Origin of the sequence: Paraburkholderia sp. 35.1 (genome assembly GCF_050436525.1) — a bacterium.
Taxonomy (GTDB): domain Bacteria; phylum Pseudomonadota; class Gammaproteobacteria; order Burkholderiales; family Burkholderiaceae; genus Paraburkholderia; species Paraburkholderia tuberum.
On record NZ_JBNDMJ010000003.1, the window covers coordinates 2,680,807 to 2,697,422 of the forward strand.

The 16,616-nt window shown below is 64.4% G+C and carries 17 protein-coding genes; 9 read left to right on the top strand and 8 right to left on the bottom strand.

The window, feature by feature from the left end; translation table 11 throughout:
- The first annotated feature begins 55 nt into the window (after positions 1-55).
- The 3 genes from OKW27_RS32515 to OKW27_RS32525 all read left to right on the top strand — a co-directional run bounded on the left by OKW27_RS32515 (position 56) and on the right by OKW27_RS32525 (position 3,331).
- Positions 56-1,018 carry a substrate-binding domain-containing protein gene (locus tag OKW27_RS32515; protein WP_187611801.1) on the top strand — a complete coding sequence of 321 codons (963 nt, stop codon included), beginning with the start codon at positions 56-58 and terminating at the stop codon, positions 1,016-1,018.
- 67 nt (positions 1,019-1,085) lie between these two features.
- Positions 1,086-2,135 carry a sugar phosphate isomerase/epimerase family protein gene (locus tag OKW27_RS32520; RefSeq protein WP_429335886.1) on the top strand — a complete coding sequence of 350 codons (1,050 nt, stop codon included), beginning with the start codon at positions 1,086-1,088 and terminating at the stop codon, positions 2,133-2,135.
- 44 nt (positions 2,136-2,179) lie between these two features.
- Positions 2,180-3,331, top strand: coding sequence for a Gfo/Idh/MocA family protein (locus tag OKW27_RS32525; protein WP_429335887.1), 1,152 nt, complete (start codon positions 2,180-2,182; stop codon positions 3,329-3,331).
- Between the two features lie 42 nt (positions 3,332-3,373).
- Here OKW27_RS32525 and OKW27_RS32530 read toward each other — a convergent pair whose 3' ends face one another.
- From OKW27_RS32530 to OKW27_RS32555, 6 genes are all read right to left on the bottom strand, one after another.
- A complete protein-coding gene (locus OKW27_RS32530; RefSeq protein ID WP_090803389.1) occupies positions 3,374-3,634 on the bottom strand; it encodes a hypothetical protein in 261 nt (86 codons plus the stop codon).
- A 162-nt stretch (positions 3,635-3,796) separates the two neighbouring features.
- Positions 3,797-4,561, bottom strand: coding sequence for a ParA family protein (locus tag OKW27_RS32535; protein ID WP_090803391.1), 765 nt, complete (start codon positions 4,559-4,561; stop codon positions 3,797-3,799).
- A 90-nt stretch (positions 4,562-4,651) separates the two neighbouring features.
- Positions 4,652-5,650 carry a zinc-dependent alcohol dehydrogenase family protein gene (locus OKW27_RS32540; protein ID WP_429335888.1) on the bottom strand — a complete coding sequence of 333 codons (999 nt, stop codon included), beginning with the start codon at positions 5,648-5,650 and terminating at the stop codon, positions 4,652-4,654.
- A gap of 23 nt (positions 5,651-5,673) precedes the next feature.
- A complete protein-coding gene (locus OKW27_RS32545; protein WP_090805606.1) occupies positions 5,674-6,084 on the bottom strand; it encodes a DUF302 domain-containing protein in 411 nt (136 codons plus the stop codon).
- Between the two features lie 297 nt (positions 6,085-6,381).
- Positions 6,382-7,551, bottom strand: coding sequence for an ABC transporter substrate-binding protein (locus tag OKW27_RS32550; protein ID WP_090803394.1), 1,170 nt, complete (start codon positions 7,549-7,551; stop codon positions 6,382-6,384).
- Positions 7,552-7,590: 39 nt separating this feature from the next.
- A complete protein-coding gene (locus OKW27_RS32555) occupies positions 7,591-8,532 on the bottom strand; it encodes a CysB family HTH-type transcriptional regulator (protein ID WP_429335889.1) in 942 nt (313 codons plus the stop codon).
- Between the two features lie 224 nt (positions 8,533-8,756).
- Between OKW27_RS32555 and OKW27_RS32560 the strand changes: the two genes are divergently transcribed.
- From OKW27_RS32560 to cobA, 6 genes are all read left to right on the top strand, one after another.
- Entirely contained in the window at positions 8,757-10,436 is a 1,680-nt protein-coding gene (locus OKW27_RS32560; RefSeq protein WP_429335890.1) for a nitrite/sulfite reductase, read from the top strand.
- A 21-nt stretch (positions 10,437-10,457) separates the two neighbouring features.
- The gene (locus tag OKW27_RS32565) at positions 10,458-11,000 is read left to right on the top strand and encodes a DUF934 domain-containing protein (protein ID WP_090803398.1); all 543 of its coding nucleotides are present in this window, start codon (positions 10,458-10,460) and stop codon (positions 10,998-11,000) included.
- Positions 10,997-11,743: a phosphoadenylyl-sulfate reductase gene (locus OKW27_RS32570; RefSeq protein WP_429335891.1), complete on the top strand. Its 747-nt coding sequence runs from the start codon at positions 10,997-10,999 to the stop codon at positions 11,741-11,743. The genes OKW27_RS32565 and OKW27_RS32570 overlap by 4 nt, the downstream gene beginning before the upstream one ends.
- Before the next feature lie 101 nt (positions 11,744-11,844).
- Positions 11,845-12,807, top strand: a complete 963-nt coding sequence (cysD, locus tag OKW27_RS32575; RefSeq protein WP_090803401.1) for a sulfate adenylyltransferase subunit CysD — start codon at positions 11,845-11,847, stop codon at positions 12,805-12,807.
- 24 nt (positions 12,808-12,831) lie between these two features.
- A complete protein-coding gene (locus tag OKW27_RS32580; RefSeq protein ID WP_429335892.1) occupies positions 12,832-14,148 on the top strand; it encodes a sulfate adenylyltransferase subunit 1 in 1,317 nt (438 codons plus the stop codon).
- 86 nt (positions 14,149-14,234) lie between these two features.
- Positions 14,235-14,990, top strand: a complete 756-nt coding sequence (gene cobA, locus OKW27_RS32585; RefSeq protein WP_184059800.1) for a uroporphyrinogen-III C-methyltransferase — start codon at positions 14,235-14,237, stop codon at positions 14,988-14,990.
- Positions 14,991-15,047: 57 nt separating this feature from the next.
- Here cobA and OKW27_RS32590 read toward each other — a convergent pair whose 3' ends face one another.
- Both OKW27_RS32590 and lptG read right to left on the bottom strand, forming a co-directional pair.
- Positions 15,048-15,428, bottom strand: coding sequence for a sirohydrochlorin chelatase (locus OKW27_RS32590; protein WP_018419678.1), 381 nt, complete (start codon positions 15,426-15,428; stop codon positions 15,048-15,050).
- 39 nt (positions 15,429-15,467) lie between these two features.
- On the bottom strand, positions 15,468-16,616 hold the full coding sequence (gene lptG / locus OKW27_RS32595; protein ID WP_429335893.1) for an LPS export ABC transporter permease LptG: 1,149 nt from the start codon (positions 16,614-16,616) through the stop codon (positions 15,468-15,470).

Here is a 16,616-nt window from a genome sequence, read left to right on the forward strand (position 1 = left end):
CGGCAGGTCCGAAAAATCGAGGCGAGCGAACGCCTCATGATTGGAGACACACACCATGAAGCAAGTCATTCGAGCGATCGGCGCCGGCGTGCTGGCGTTGGGGATACTGGGCACGAGCGGCGCGGCGCGCGCCGACGACAAGGTCACGCTGGGCGTCGCGATTCCGACGGCCGATCACGGCTTCACCGGCGGCATCGTCTGGTGGGCGAACAAGGCGAAGGCGGATCTCGAGAAGGCGCATCCCGATCTGAAAGTGATCGTGAAAACGGCCGCCAACGCGCCCGAGCAGGCGAACCAGTTGCAGGATCTCGTGACGGTCAACAAGATCAACGCGCTCGTGATCTTCCCGTACGAATCGGCGACGCTGACACAGCCGGTCGAGCAGGTGAAGAAGAAAGGCGTGTACGTGACGGTGGTCGATCGCGGCCTGACGAACACGAGCGCGCAGGACGCCTACGTGGCCGGCGACAACACCGCGTTCGGCAAGATTCCCGCCGAATATCTGGCGAAGGCACTCGACGGCAAGGGCAACGTCGTCGCGCTGCGCGGCATTCCGACCACGCTCGACAACGAACGCTGGAGCGCCTTCACCGGCGTGATGAAAAACTATCCGGACATCAAGATTCTCGACGCGAAATACGCGAACTGGAATCGCGACGACGCGTTCAAGGTGATGCAGGACTACCTGACGCGCTTCAAGCACATCGACGCCGTATGGGCCGCCGACGACGACATGGCGGTCGGCGTGCTGAAGGCGATCGATCAGGCGAAGCGCAACGACATCAAGATCGTGTTCGGCGGCGCGGGCTCGAAGGGCATGGTGAAGAACGTGATGGACGGCGCGCCGATGATCAAGGCCGACGTGTCGTACTCGCCGAAATTCATCTACGACGCGATCAAGCTGACGGCCGAAGCGCGGCTGAAGGGCGACAAGCTGCCGGCCACCACGATCATTCCGTCGGTGCTGATCACGAAGGAAAACGCCCAGCAGTTCTATTTCCCCGACTCGCCGTTCTGAGCGGCGCGCCGAGCATCGTCTAGCACGCGCGGGCGCGGCCCGCGCGCAAAGTTCGAGGAACCGTACGATGAAAACCATCAAAGGGCCGGCGATTTTTCTCGCGCAGTTCGTGGGCGACGACGTGCCGTTCGACAACCTCGCGCATCTCGCGGATTGGGCCGCGGGTCTCGGCTTCAAGGGCATCCAGGTGCCGTGCGACCCGCGCCTGATCGATCTCGACAAGGCGGCCGCGAGCGACGCGTATTGCGACGAACTGCGCGAGAGCGTCGACAACGCGGGCGTCGCGATCACCGAACTATCGACCCATCTGCAAGGGCAACTGGTCGCCGTGCATCCGGCTTACGACACGCTGTTCGACGGCTTCGCCGCGCCGCAGGTGCGCGGCAATCCGGCGGCGCGCACCGAATGGGCGATCGCGCAGATGAAGCTCGCGGCGCAGGCGTCGCGTCGTTTGGGCCTGAGCACGCACGTGTCGTTTTCGGGCGCGCTCGCGTGGCCGTATCTGTACCCGTGGCCGCAGCGGCCGGCCGGTCTCGTCGAAGCCGCGTTCGAAGAGCTCGCGCGCCGCTGGACGCCGATTCTCGATGCGTTCGACGCGGCCGGCGTCGATGTCTGCTACGAACTGCATCCGGGCGAAGACCTGCACGACGGCGTGACGTTCGAGCGCTTTCTCGCGGCGGTCGATCAGCATCCGCGCGCGAACATCCTGTACGACCCGAGCCACTTCGTGCTGCAACAGCTCGACTATCTCGCGTTCATCGATATCTACCACGAGCGCATCAAGGCGTTTCATGTGAAGGACGCGGAGTTTCGTCCGACCGGCAAGCAGGGCGTGTACGGCGGCTACAGCGGCTGGGTCGAACGCGCGGGGCGGTTTCGCTCGCTCGGCGATGGGCAGATCGACTTCGGCGCGATCTTCTCGAAGATGGCGCAGATCGATTTTCCGGGCTGGGCCGTGCTCGAATGGGAATGCGCATTGAAGCATCCGCACGACGGCGCGCGCGAAGGCGCGGCGTTCATTCGCCGGCACATCATCCGCGTGGCCGAGCGTGCGTTCGATGACTTCGCGGGAAGCGGTGTCGATACCGCGCAGTTAAAAAGCGTGCTCGGCATCTGACGGCCGGGCGGTGACAGCCGACGCAACACTTGGGAGCGCAAACAATGCAGCGAAGAAGGCTCAGGCTGGGGATGGTCGGCGGCGGGCAGGGCGCGTTCATCGGCGCCGTGCATCGGATCGCCGCGCGGCTCGACGATCGTTTCGAACTGGTGGCGGGCGCGTTGTCGTCCGATTCCGAGCGCGCGCGGGCGAGCGCCGTCGAAGCGGGCATCGCGCGCAGCTACGCGGATTGGCACGAGATGGCGCGCGCCGAGGCCGCGCGCGAGGACGGCATCGACGCGGTCGCGATCGTCACGCCGAATCATCTGCACGCGCCGGTCGCGACGGCGTTTCTCGAAGCCGGCATCCACGTGATCTGCGACAAGCCGCTCGCGGTTTCGCTCGCCGAAGGCGAAGCGCTCGCGAAGCTCGCGCAGTCAAAAAAGCGGCTGCTTGCGTTGACGCATACCTATTCGGGCTACCCGCTCGTGCGGCATGCGCGCGAGCTGGTCGAACGTGGCGAACTGGGCGAGATTCGCGTCGTGCAGGTCGAGTATGCGCAGGACTGGCTCGCCGAGCCGGTCGAAACAGGCGGCGCGAACAGGCAGGCGCGCTGGCGCACCGATCCGGCGTTGGCGGGGCCGGCCGGGTGCCTCGGCGATATCGGGACGCACGCGTATCAACTGGCCGCTTTCGTGACGGGGATGATGCCGCGCGCGCTGTCGGCCGAGTTGCACACGTTCGTACCGGGGCGTCGTGTCGACGATCACGTGCAGGCGATGCTGCGTTATGCGAACGGCGCGCGCGGCATGTTGTGGGCGAGCCAGGTGGCGAGCGGCGCGGAGAACGCGCTGCGCTTGCGCGTGTATGGCACGAAGGCGGGACTCGCGTTCGATCAGGAGGAGCCGAACGCCTTGTGGTTCACGCCGTTGGGCGGCGCTGCCGAACGATTGACGCGCGCTCGGGTGAATAGTCAGGTTGCCGCGCATGCGACCCGCGTGCCGGCCGGGCATCCGGAAGGCTATCTGGAAGCGTTCGCGCAGTTGTACCAGGATGCGGCGTTGCAGATCGATGCGTTGAACGATGGTCGCGCGCCGCCAGCCGAGAGCCTGCTATTGACGACGGTCGATGATGGCGTCGACGGTTTGCGGTTTATCGACGCGGTGCTGAAAAGCAGTGCGGCGGATGGACGGTGGGTGGAGATCGAAGAGGCGTGAAGCGTTGCAACAAAACGCCAGATCGACGAAGCTGCCGAAGCGTCAACCGCCCTTGCTTTTCTTGATCTGCGCTTCGAACGCGATATCGAGCTTGCTGGCCTTGCGCGGCTTCTGCGGGCCGTAGGCGTCGACGAACTTGACGAAGTCGTCGAGCGTCAGCGGGTCGGACACTTTCTTGTCGGCTCCGCTCGATTTGTCGACCAGGTAGAACAGGCCGCCGGACAGACTGATCGCGGCGAAGCGCGGGTTGCCGCTGCGCGTTTTCAGGCGCTCGACGGCGTGGATGGCTCGGGTGGTGCGCATGATGGGGACTGCGGCGGCTGATTGACGAGAGCGTTACTTTAACAATTTTGCCGACGGTATGCGGTTGGGGACTACGGACGAAAAACACGCGATGAACCACGACCCGCTCAGCGACAGCGGAGAAGGGTGGCTCGCGCTCGCGCTTCGGCGCCGCGCTCCGCCTTACTCGCTCAACTCCCGATGCAACGCCCGATACTCCTGCGCGAGCTTATGCCCCGGATCGAGATGAATGACGGGTGTCGCCAGCTGATGCGACTCACGGATCTTCACCGACGATGACAAGCGCGACCCCAGCACCGGCAAGCCTTCGCCGATCAGTTCGTCGACGAGCTTTTGCGGCAGGCTCGCGCGAGGCTGGAACTGGTTGATGACGATGCCCTCCACCTGCAGCGCGTCGTTGTGATCCTGCTGGATCTCCTTGACGTTTTCGAGCAGCGTGTAGAGCGCGCGACGCGAGAAGTCGTCGCAGTCGAACGGAATCAGACAACGCTCGACGGCGATCAGCGCCGAGCGCGTGTAGAAGTTCAGCGCGGGCGGCGTGTCGATGTAAATAGCGTCGTACATGTCGAGTTCGTTCAGCGCGTCGCGCAGCTTGTAGATCTTGTAGCGCGATTCGAGCTTGCCGTGCAGCGTGTCGAGGTCGGGATGGGCGGGCATCACGTCGAGATTCTCGAAGCGCGTCGGATGGATGAACGAGGTCGCTTCCACGGGTTTGAAGCTGAAGCCCAGCGCGGTTTCGAAGAAGCCTGCGACGGTGGGGTTGACCTCGCTCGCCTGGGCGCCGAGCAGGTACTGGGTCGAATTCGCCTGGGCATCGAGGTCGATCACCAGCGTGCGCAGCCCTTCGCTCGCGCTGATGGCCGCCAGGTTGCAGACGATGGTCGATTTGCCTACGCCACCTTTCTGATTGAATACAACGCGCCGCATGGTCTCCCCTTGAACGGAAGCGGTTACAAAGGGCCCAGCATACCTGAGTCGGGTGACGGCGCTGATTTCGATGGGTTGTTCGTGACCGGGTCAGCGTTGCGCGGCATCCACGTCGACCACCACCTTCACACGTCCAGTCCCACTGGCAACGAGCTGATAGGCCTCGTCCGCGCTGCGCAAATCGAACCGTGTCTGATCGACCACGGGCGCGAGCGCGCCGCTTTCCACGAGCCGCGTCGCTTCGCGCATCATCTCGCCGAGGTGCGCGCGATATCGACCGGTCAGCAACGGATACAGCGTGAAGATCCCTGAATAGCTGGCTTCACGAAACGACAGCGGCGCAAGCGCATGCGTCCCCCAGCCAAGCGCACTGACCACGTGCCCAAAATGCCGGACCGCGGCGAACGACGCATCGAGCGAGGCCCCCCCTACCGTATCGACGACCAGATCGAAGCCTTCGCCATCGGTCAAACTCGCCACATACTGTTCGACCGTCTGCGCGCGGTAGTCGATCGGTGTCGCGCCGAGCCGCCGCACCAGCTCGGCATTGTGTGCGCTCGCGGTTGCATAGACGTCGGCGCCGAGCGCGCGCGCCAGTTGCACGGCGATGTGGCCGACCCCTCCGGCGCCACCCTGGACCAGCACTTTGGTTCCGCCTTGCAGATGCGCGCGATCGACGATACCCGCATACGACGTGATGAACGCGAGCGGCAACGCGGCGGCCTCGCGCATCGACAGATTGCGCGGCGCATGGGCGAGCAGGGCGGCATCGACCGCAGCGTACTCGGCGAGCGACCCCTGGATGCCGCCGACGCCGCCGGTCATGCCATACACGTTGTCGCCGACAGCGAACCCGCCGACGCCATCGCCGAGCGCCTCCACCGTGCCCGCAAGGTCGATACCGAGGACAAGCGGCAATGGGTGTTGCGCGTGCGCGGCCTCGCCCGCGCGAATCTTGATGTCGAGCGGATTGAGGCCGCTCGCGGCGACGCGCACCAGGACCTGGCCGGCAGCGGGTTCCGGGCGGGGCAGCGTCGTGTATTCGAGCGGGCCGTTGTATTGGCTGAGGATCAGAGCGTGCATGGACATGGCGGTCTCCTTGGTTCGACGCGTTATCGCGCGGCCGCATCGACGAGGGCGGCCACACCGCTCACCGGCTTCATCAAGTCGTCCGGCAGACCATGCCGCTCACGAAGATAGGCCGTCGAGTTGAACGATAGCCACGCACGGCCGTCCGCGTCCTCCCAGACGAGCACCTTCAAAGGAAGATCGAGCGCGGCGGTCGGCGCGAGTTGCATCAGCGGTGTACCGGCTTTGGGATTGCCGAAGATCAGGAGCCGGCTGAACGGCATCGCCAGTCCCTCGCGCCCAGCGTCACCGCTGAAATCGATGCACGCAAAAACCGTCAGCCCTCGCTCCAGAATCAAGGTTTGAAGACGCTCGGCGGTCGCGTCGCCCGCATGGGTGCTTGCAACGGTGACGATGCCAGCGCTGGCGTTCTCTGCGATCGAAGCGGTGGCCATTATGCCTCCCGTGCGGATGTTGTGCTCCGGCAGCGTTCGCGTGATCAGGTCTGCCGGACGGGCAACGCGTCGACCGTGACGCAGCATGCGTCGCATGCGTGCAATGCGTCAACGGAGAAGCGGATCCATGCAGTGTAGGCGTTCGCTGGTGCGGTGTGGCCGATCGTGCGGACGCGCTGTGAGGGAAGTTCTACCGAAAGGCGAAAGAAAGCGGATGGGGTGCCCGCTGCACGAACGGCGGCTTCCACATTCGCGAAGCCGCCGTCAGGGGCGCCTGATCGGCGCCCCGATGCCAGATTACTGGCTCAGGTAAACAAACTTGCCATTCTTGATGGTGCCCATCACGCTCGCCCGCTGATCGAGACCGACGTGATCCTTCGGGCTCGTATTGACGACCCCGTTCGGCACCACCAGCTCATGCGCGTGTTCGAGCTCGTCGCGCAATGCGACGCGAAACGCCGGCGTACCCGGCTGCGCGGTCTTCAACGCGCGCGCGACGGCGTCCTGCAGGCGCGGGTACACGCCGGCCGCGTCGCCCGCGAACTGCGTGACGCTGCCGGGGCCGTACTTCGCCTCGTACGCGTCGACGAACGCGAGCGCCGCCTTCTTCGACGGATGATCGGCCGGCAGCGTGCGCGCGACGACGACCGGTTGCGTCGGGAACAGCGTGCCTTCCACGTCTTTACCGCCGAGCTTGATGAACTCCGGCGTCGCGATGCCATGCGTCTGATAGATCGGGCCCTTGTAGCCGCGCTCGATCAGCGTGCGCTGCGGCAGTACCGTTGGGGTGCCCGCGCCGGCGATCAGGATCGCGTCGGGCTTCGCGGCCATCAGCTTCAGGATCTGGCCGGTCACGCTCGCGTCGGTGCGGTTGTAGCGCTCGGTCGCGACCAGCTGGATATGGCGCAGCGCAGCGAACTTGCTGAACTCGTTGAGCCAGCTTTCGCCGTAGCCATCCGCGAAACCGATAAAACCGACCGTCTTCACGCCGTGGTTCGACATGTAGCGCGTCATCACGTCGGCCATCGCGCTATCGGTCTGCGCCATCTTGTAGGCCCAGATCTTTTTGCCTTCCTGCGGCTCGACGACGATGGCCGAGCCGATCAGCGTGATCATCGGCGTCTGGCTGTCGGCGACCGGATCGAGCGCGGCCATCGCGGCCGGCGTGATGTTCGGGCCGACGACCACGTCGACGTGGTCCTCGTTGATCAGCTTGCGGATGTTGCGCACGGCGTTGCCGGGGTCGGACGCGTCGTCGAGGAAGATGTAGTCGGCTTTCTGGCCGGCGATCGTCTGCGGCCACATCAGCATCGCGTTCTTGCTCGTGATGCCGATCACGGCGGCCGGCCCCGTGTTCGACAGGTCGATGCCGACTTTCAGGTCGGCGTGCGCCGCGCCGGCGACGAGCAGCGCCGCGGCCGCGAGGCCGCGCAGGGTGTTGCGTACTTTATTGTTATGCAACTTCATCGGAAGGTCTCCGTAGCGAGAGAGCGGTATGGAAGCGGTTCAAAGCTCATAGGTTTCGTGTTCGCCCGTCAGCGCCTGCTCGATCAGCTTGCGGTTCAGGCTCGGCGACAGCAGCTCGACGAGCGTGTACACGTAGCTGCGCAGATACGCGCCCTGTTTCAGCGCGACGCGCGTCACGTTGCTGCCGAACAGATGGCCGACCGGCATCGCGCGCAAATGGCGGTCGCGCTCGGCGTTGAACGCGATGTCGGCCATGATGCCGACGCCGAGGCCCAGCTCGACGTAGGTCTTGATCACGTCGGCGTCGATCGCCTCGAGCACGATGTCCGGATGCACCCCGCGCAGGCGGAACGCTTCGTTGATCTTGGTGCGGCCGGCGAACGCGTTGTCGTACGTAATCAGCGGGTACTGGGTCAGGTCGTCGAGCGACAGCAGCTTGCGCTCGAGCAGCGGATGGTCGGGCTGCATCACCGCGACGTGGTGCCACTGGAAGCAGGGCAGCGACACCAGATCCTTGTAGTTCGAGATCGCCTCGGTCGCGATCGCGAGGTCGGCCTGGTCGTGCAGCACCATTTCGGCGACCTGGGTCGGGCTGCCTTGCAGAATTGAAAGGTGAACCTTCGGAAAGCGCTTCTTGAACTCCGCGATCGCCGCGGGCAGCGAGTAGCGCGCCTGCGTGTGGGTCGCGGCGATCGTCAGATTGCCCTGGTCCTGCGCCGCGAAGTCCTTGCCGACCCGCCTCAGGCTTTCCACTTCCTGCAGGATTTTTTCGATCGATTGCAATATGATGCGGCCCGGCTCGGTCAGCGAGCGCACGCGCTTGCCGTGGCGGGTGAAGATTTCGACGCCAAGTTCGTCCTCCAGCTCGATGATCGCCTTCGAGACGCCCGGCTGGCTGGTAAACAACGACTTGGCCGCTTCGGTGAGGTTGAAGTTCTGCCGCACAGCCTCGCGGACGAAGCGGAATTGGTGCAGGTTCATATATAACCTCGCCGCATATAAAAAGAATTTTTTAGTCGTTTGAAATATAAGGCGAGTTTATTACGATCTGTCCATCTTTTTCAATATGGATATCTGTATTTGTTATAAGCAAATGAGCGATGGGTCTAAACGCTCGCTTGCGATAGCTGACAAAGCCGGTATTCAAGCCGCGGCCGATCCGGACGGTCGCGTGTCACGCAAGTTTCGAAAAATTGGGGCCCCGAATGTACCAATACGATCAGTACGACCAGACCATCGTCGATGAACGGGTCGCGCAGTACGCCGATCAGGTTCGCCGCCGCTTGTCGGGCGAATTGAGCGAAGAGGAATTCCGTCCGCTGCGGCTGCAGAACGGTCTGTATTACCAGCGCCACGCGTACATGCACCGCATCGCGATTCCGTACGGCAACTTGCGCAGCGACCAGATGCGCGTGCTCGCGCAGATCGCGCGCGAACACGACCGCGGCTACGGCCATTTCTCGACGCGTTCGAACATCCAGTACAACTGGATCAAGCTCGAAGAAACGCCGGAGATTCTGCGCAAGCTCGCCTCGGTGCAGATGCACGGCATTCAGACCTCGGGCAACTGCATCCGCAACATCACCGCCGATCAATTCGCCGGCGTCGCGCCCGACGAAGTCGTCGATCCGCGTCCGTGGGCCGAAATCCTGCGTCAATGGTCGACGTTCCACCCCGAATTCGCGTGGCTGCCGCGCAAGTTCAAGATCGCGGTGTCGGGTTCGAAGGAAGACCGCGCGGCCGTGCAGATCCACGACATGGGCGTGTATCTGCGCAAGAACGAACAGGGCGAACTGGTGGCCGACATCCTCGCCGGTGGTGGTCTGGGCCGCACGCCGATCGTCGGCGCGGTGATCCGCCGCGATCTGCCGTGGCAGCACCTGCTGACCTATAGCGAAGCCGTGTTGCGTGTGTACAACCGCTACGGCCGCCGCGACAACATATACAAGGCGCGTATCAAGATTCTGGTGAAGGCGCTGTCGCCGGAGAAGTTCGCCGCGCAGGTCGAAGAAGAGTGGCAGCACCTGAAGGACGGCCCGTCGACGCTCACGCAGGCCGAAGTCGATCGCGTGACGCAATACTTCGCGCCGCCCGCTTACGACAAGCTGCCGGACACCGATACGTCGTTCGAAAAGCATCTGCTGGAAAACCGCGCGTTCGCGCGCTGGGTCGAGCGTAACGTGCGTCCGCACAAGGTCTCGGGCTACGCGTCGGTCACGCTGTCGCTGAAGCCGACCACGGTTGCGCCGGGCGACGCGACGGACGTGCAAATGGACGCGGTCGCCGACTGGGCCGACGAATACTCGTTCGGCAAGGTCCGCGTGTCGCACGAACAGAACCTGATCCTCGCCGACGTCAAGAAGCGCGACCTGTTCGCGCTGTGGGAAAAGGCCAAGGCGCAGGGTTTCGCGACGCCGAACATCGGCTTGTTGACCGACATCATCTCGTGCCCGGGCGGTGACTTCTGCTCGCTCGCGAATGCGAAGTCGATTCCGATCGCGCTCGCGATCCAGGAACGTTTCAACGATCTCGACTACGTGTACGACCTCGGCGACGTGTCGCTGAACATCTCGGGCTGCATCAACGCGTGCGGTCACCATCACGTCGGCAACATCGGCATTCTGGGCGTCGACAAGGACGGCTCCGAGTGGTACCAGGTGACGCTCGGCGGCGAGCAGGGCACCGGCGCGACCGGCGCTCACCTTGGCCGCGTGATCGGCCCGTCGTTCTCGGCCGAGGAAATGCCCGAGGTGATGACGAAGGTGATCGATACGTTCGTGGAAAACCGCCAGGAAGGCGAGCGTTTCATCGATACGTACACCCGCATCGGCATCGCGCCGTTCAAGGAGCGCGTGTACGCCGCGCGTCAACCGGCTCACGCGTAACCGCGAAAGGATACTGAACAGATGGCTTCAATCATCAAGAACCGCGCGATCGTCGACGACGACTGGAGCGTCGTGCGTGCCGCGGAAGACGGCGCTTTGCCGGCAGTGGCCGAACTGCCGCCCGGCAAGGTCATCGTGCCGCTGGCGCTGTGGCAGGCCGAGCGTGAAGCGCTCGTGGCCGCGCGTCAAGCCGCCGACATCGGCGTATGGCTCGCGCCGGATAACGAACCGGCGGACATCGCCGGCGACTTCGACAAGCTCGCGCTGATCGCCGTGGACTTCCCGGTGTTCCGCGACGGCCGGGGCTACAGCATCGGCCGTCTGCTGCGCGAGCGCTATGGCTACAAGGGCGAACTGCGCGCGATCGGCGACGTGCTGCGCGACCAGATCACGTTCATGTTCCGCTGCGGCTTCGACGCGTATGCACTGCGCGCCGACAAGGACATCAACGACGCGTTGAAAGCGTTCGACGACTTTAGCGTGCAGTACCAGGGCGCCGTGGACACGTCGCCGCTGTTCCGCCGCCGTGCCGCGCAGGCTGGCGCCGGCAAGGTCCCGGCATGAGCGCCGCCCAATCGTTGAGCCCGGAGCTCGCAGCGAAGGTCGAGCGTCTCGACGCGCTGCTCGACTCGATCGCCGCGCGTCACGCGAACGTGAAGCTCGCGAGCAGCCTCGCGGCCGAAGACATGCTGCTCACGCATGCGATCCTGTCGCGCGGCGTGAAGATCGGCATCTTTTCGCTGAACACGGGGCGCCTGCATGCGGAAACGCTCGGCATGCTCGACCGCGTGAAAGAGCGCTACGGCTACGACATCGAGCAGTTTCATCCGCGGGCGGCCGCGGTCGAGCAGTATGTGAACGGGCACGGCCTGAACGCATTCTATGAAAGCGTCGAGCTGCGCAAGCGCTGCTGCGAGATCCGCAAGGTCGAGCCGCTCAATCGCGCGCTTGCCGAGGTCAGCGCCTGGGTGACCGGGCAGCGTCGCGAGCAATCGGTCACGCGTGCCGAGCTGCACGAGGAAGAGCACGACGACGCGCGCAATATCGCCAAGTTCAATCCGCTCGCGGACTGGACCGAAGCCGAAGTCTGGGATTATCTTAGTGCGTTCGACGTGCCGGTCAATCCGCTGCATGCGCGCGGTTATCCGAGCATCGGCTGCGAGCCGTGTACGCGTGCGATCCGCCCCGGCGAAGACAGCCGGGCGGGGCGCTGGTGGTGGGAGTCGCGCGATACGAAGGAATGCGGCTTGCATATCACGGCGATTACTCCGATTGCGGTCGAGCGCAACGAAAACGCGTCGGCCTGAGCGCCGCGTACCGAGCTTGCGGCGCACTACCGCCGAAACCGATCTGAATATTTTCGCCCGTGCGAGCAGCGCTTGCCGGGCGAACCAACGAAGGACCCGCTATGAGCACCACGCTCGATTCCACTGTCAACGCTCCACTTGCCAACACGGTCAACCGGATGGATCACCTCGATTGGCTCGAAGCCGAGTCGATTCACATCCTGCGCGAACTGGTCGCCGAATGCAGCAAGCCGGCGCTGCTGTTTTCGGGCGGCAAGGATTCCGTCGTGGTGCTCGCGCTCGCACTGAAGGCGTTCGGCCTCGGTGCGAACCGCAAAACGCAGCTACCGTTCCCGCTCGTGCATATCGACACGGGCCACAACTACGACGAAGTGATCGACTTCCGCGATCGTCGCGCGCAACAGATCGGCGCGGAACTGGTGGTCGGCCATGTTGAAGATTCGATCAAGCGCGGCACCGTGCGTCTGCGTCGCGAAACGGATTCGCGCAATGCCGCGCAGGCGGTGACGCTGCTCGAAACCATCGAGCAGTACGGTTACACCGCGATGATCGGCGGCGCGCGCCGCGACGAGGAAAAGGCCCGCGCGAAAGAGCGCATCTTCTCGTTCCGTGACGAATTCGGCCAGTGGGACCCGAAGGCGCAGCGCCCGGAACTGTGGAGCCTGTACAACGCGCGTCTGCACAACGGCGAACACATGCGCGTGTTCCCGATCTCGAACTGGACCGAGCTCGACGTGTGGCAGTACATCGCGCGTGAACAGCTCGAACTGCCGTCCATCTACTACGCGCACCAGCGCGAGATCGTGCGCCGCAACGGCCTGCTCGTGCCGGTCACGCCGCTCACGCCGATGCGCGAGGGTGAGACGAGCGAACAGGCGCTCGTGCGTTTCCGCACGGTCGGCGACATCAGCTGCACGTGCCCGGTCGAAAGCGACGCGGACGTCATCGAGAAGATCATCGCCGAGACGGCCGTCACCGAAATCACGGAACGCGGCGCGACGCGGATGGACGACCAGGTGTCGGAAGCGGCGATGGAGCAGCGCAAGAAGCAGGGTTATTTCTAAGCACACGACGAAGGCAAAGCAACCATGAGCAGTATTCATCAACCAGAAGACCTCGGCGTGCTGCGTTTCATCACCGCGGGCAGCGTCGACGACGGCAAGAGCACGCTGATCGGCCGCCTGCTGTACGACAGCAAGGCGGTATTGAGCGACCAGCTCTCGGCGCTGTCGCGCGCGAAGAACAAGCGCACCGTCGGCGACGAAATCGATCTGTCGCTGTTGACCGACGGCCTCGAAGCCGAGCGCGAGCAGGGCATCACGATCGATGTCGCCTACCGCTACTTCGCCACCGCCAAGCGTAAGTTCATCATCGCCGATACGCCGGGTCATGAGCAGTACACGCGCAACATGGTGACGGGCGCGTCGACCGCGCATGCGGCGATCATTCTCGTCGACGCGACGCGCGTGACGTTCGAAAACGGCGTCGCGCAACTGCTGCCGCAAACCAAGCGTCATAGCGCGATCGTCAAGCTGCTCGGTCTGCAGCACGTGATCGTCGCGATCAACAAGATGGACCTCGTCGACTACAGCGAAGCGCGCTTCAACGAGATCCGCGACGCCTACGTCGAGCTCGCGCGTCACCTCGGTCTGCAGGACGTGCGCTTCGTGCCGGTGTCGGCGCTGAAGGGCGACAACATCGTCACGGCGAGCGAGCGCATGCCGTGGTACGCGGGCGAGCCGCTACTCGACGTGCTCGAAGCGCTGCCGGTCGAAACCGCGAACGGCGAGGCGCTGCGCTTTCCAGTGCAGTGGGTCGCGCGCCAGGACGGCAGCCGGGCCGACGATTTCCGCGGCTACATGGGCCGGGTCGAATCGGGCGAAGTGAAGCTCGGCGACACGATCGTCGTGTTGCCGGCCAATCGCGAAGCGACCGTGGCGGAGATCATCGCGCCGGTGGTCGGCGGCACCGCGCAGGTGGACCGTGCGTTCGCCGGTCAGACGGTGACGATCCGTCTCGCGGAAGACGTCGACGTGTCGCGCGGCGACACCTTCGTGCTGCGCGAAGCGGCGCCGGAGCCGGCGAAGAAGCTCGAAGCGGACCTCTGCTGGTTCGACGACACGCCGCTGTCGACGCAGCGCAAGTATCTGCTGAAGCAGACCACCAGCACGGTGTTCGCGAAGATCGGCGCGATCAAGGAAGTGCTCGACGTGCATACGCTGTCGCAGGCGACCGATCGCAAGGAGCTGGCGATGAACGATATCGGTCGTGTCGCGCTGACCTTGCAGAAGCCGCTCGTGTGCGACGCGTACGACTCGCATCAGGGCACCGGCGCGTTCGTGCTGATCGACGAGGCGACGAACCACACGGTCGCCGCCGGCATGATCCGCGCGTTTTCCGCCTGAGCACGGCAAGGCTAGCAGGCGACGGACGGCCCACACAGGCGGCGCAGCGCGCCGCCGCTTACGCTCCAACGAACAGGTTGATGTCAATGGGTAAGGTTTATCTGATCGGCGCGGGACCCGGTGCCGCGGACCTGATTACGGTGCGCGGCGCGCGGCTGCTCGGCGCCGCCGACGTCGTGCTGCACGACGCGCTGGTCGAGCCGGCGATGCTCGACTACGCGCCCGCGCGCGCGAAGCGCATTGCGGTCGGCAAGCGCTGCGGCCAGCTATCGACGGCCCAACAGTTCATCAACAAGCAGATCGTCGATGCGGCTTTGGAGCACGACGTGGTCGTGCGTTTGAAGGGCGGCGATCCGATGCTGTTCGGCCGCGCCGACGAAGAGATGCGCGCGCTCGAAGCCGCGGGCATCGAGTATGAAGTCGTGCCGGGTATCACCGCCGCGCTGGCGAGCGCGGCCACGCTGAAGCGTTCGCTGACGCTGCGCGGCGTGTCGCGCAGCGTCGCGCTCGCGACGTTCAGCCGCGCGCCAGGTTCCGATGAGATCCGCGAGCAGGTCAACGCCGATTCGCTGGTGTTCTACATGGGCCGCGACAGCGGCGTCGAAATCGCCCAGCAACTGATCGATGCTGGCAAGCCCGCGACGACGCCCGTGGCGATCGTCGAGGCGTGCAGCACGCCGCGCGAACGCATGCTGACGCTGACATTGGAAGATCTTGCGGCCGGCGAAGCGCAGCGCTGGGTCGATGCGTCGCAGCCGAGTCTGTTGATGATCGGCGAGGCGTTCGCGGCGCGGCAGACCGAGGCGAAGCGCGCGTCGAATGGGATGCTGGTCGCGGCCTGAATATCCTCGGCAGGGCCGACCCGAGAGCGGCGAATCTGAGCAATCAGAACGAAAAAATCAGAGCTGCCGCAGGCAATACTGCGCGAGCGCATCCAGCACCGAATCATCCTCGCCGACCGCCACCGCGCAGCGAATCTCGACACCGGGATGCGCGGCGCGGCAATGATCGACGATCGCGGGCAAATCCTTGCGGACATGACCGCCTTGCCCGAAGAACACCGGCACCACGGTGATCGCATCGCAGCCTTGCGTGACGAGTTGCGCGACGGCCGTCGGCAGGTCGGGCTCCATCAGTTCGAGAAAGGCGAGCGTAACCGCAGGAGCTTCGCCCGTCGCCGCGCGCGCGGCGCGCAGCTTGTCGGCGAGCCGTTCGAACGGCTCGCGCCAGCGCGCATCGCGCGCGCCGTGGCCAAACAGAATCAGTCCGTGCATAGCCATCGCATCAGCTCCCTGAGGATGCCCCTCAACGCACTGGCGTTAGTGCCGGTCGACCCACTTCAACCCGACGAGCCCCAGCACAAGGTAGACGAGCCCAGGTGTCGCCGCGGTCAACGGCGCGGGCCACGTATTGAGCGTGCCGATATGCGAGAACAGCGTGTTGAACAGCTGGAAGCTCATGCCGAGCATGATGCCGCCGAACACCTTCACGCCGACCACGCCCGCGCGCGTATGCAGATACGCGAACGGCAGCGACAGCACCAGCATCACGAACACCGCGAACGGATACAGCACCTTGCGCCACAGCGCGATTTCATAGCGCTGCGTGTCCTGATGGTTTTCGGTCAGATGCTGGATATAGCGGAACAGATTGAACATCGACATCCGGTCCGGCGACACCAGCAGCACCGACAGGATCTGCGGCGTCAGCTCCGAGCGCAGCGAATACTCGGGCAGCGTGACCTGTCTCGCGCGATAGACCGGATTGAGCGCATCTGCCGGCGTACCCGGAGCGGGGGCCACGTCGAGCAGTTGCGTATCGGTCACGCCGGTCAGCAGCCAGTGGCCCGGCGGCTGATAGCGGCCGCTCTGCGCGATGCGAATGTTCGTCAGGCGGAACTTCGAATCGAATTCGTAGATGCGCACGTTGCTGATCGTCGCGTCGGGCTTCAGTTCGCCGACGTTGACGAAGCGCGTGACCTGCTCGCCGTCGGCGCGCTCGGTCAGCGTGTCCTTGACCCACACGCCCGACTGGAAGTTGCTCGACACCGACGAGCCGAGCGCCTCGAGCCGCACGCGCTCGGAGAGCTGATCCGTATACGGGCCGACCACTTCGCCGATCAGATAGGTGACGATCACGAGCGGAATGCCGATCTTCAGCAGCGAGCGCAGCGCCTGATTCGTCGCGAGGCCTGATACGCGGAAGATCGTGTATTCGGAGTTCGCCGCCATCTGTGCGAACACGTAGATCGCGCTGATCAGCGCCGCGACCGGAATGATTTCGTAGAAACGCGACGGCGTTTGCAGCGCGACGCGCAGCACCGCGTACTGAAACTTGTAGTTGCCGTGGCCGACCGAGTTCAGTTCGTTGATCAGGTCGAAGAAGAAGAACAGACCTGAAAATGCAAACAGGATGAACACGAACGTGAGATAGATCTGACGCGCGAAATACCTTTCATAAATGCGCAT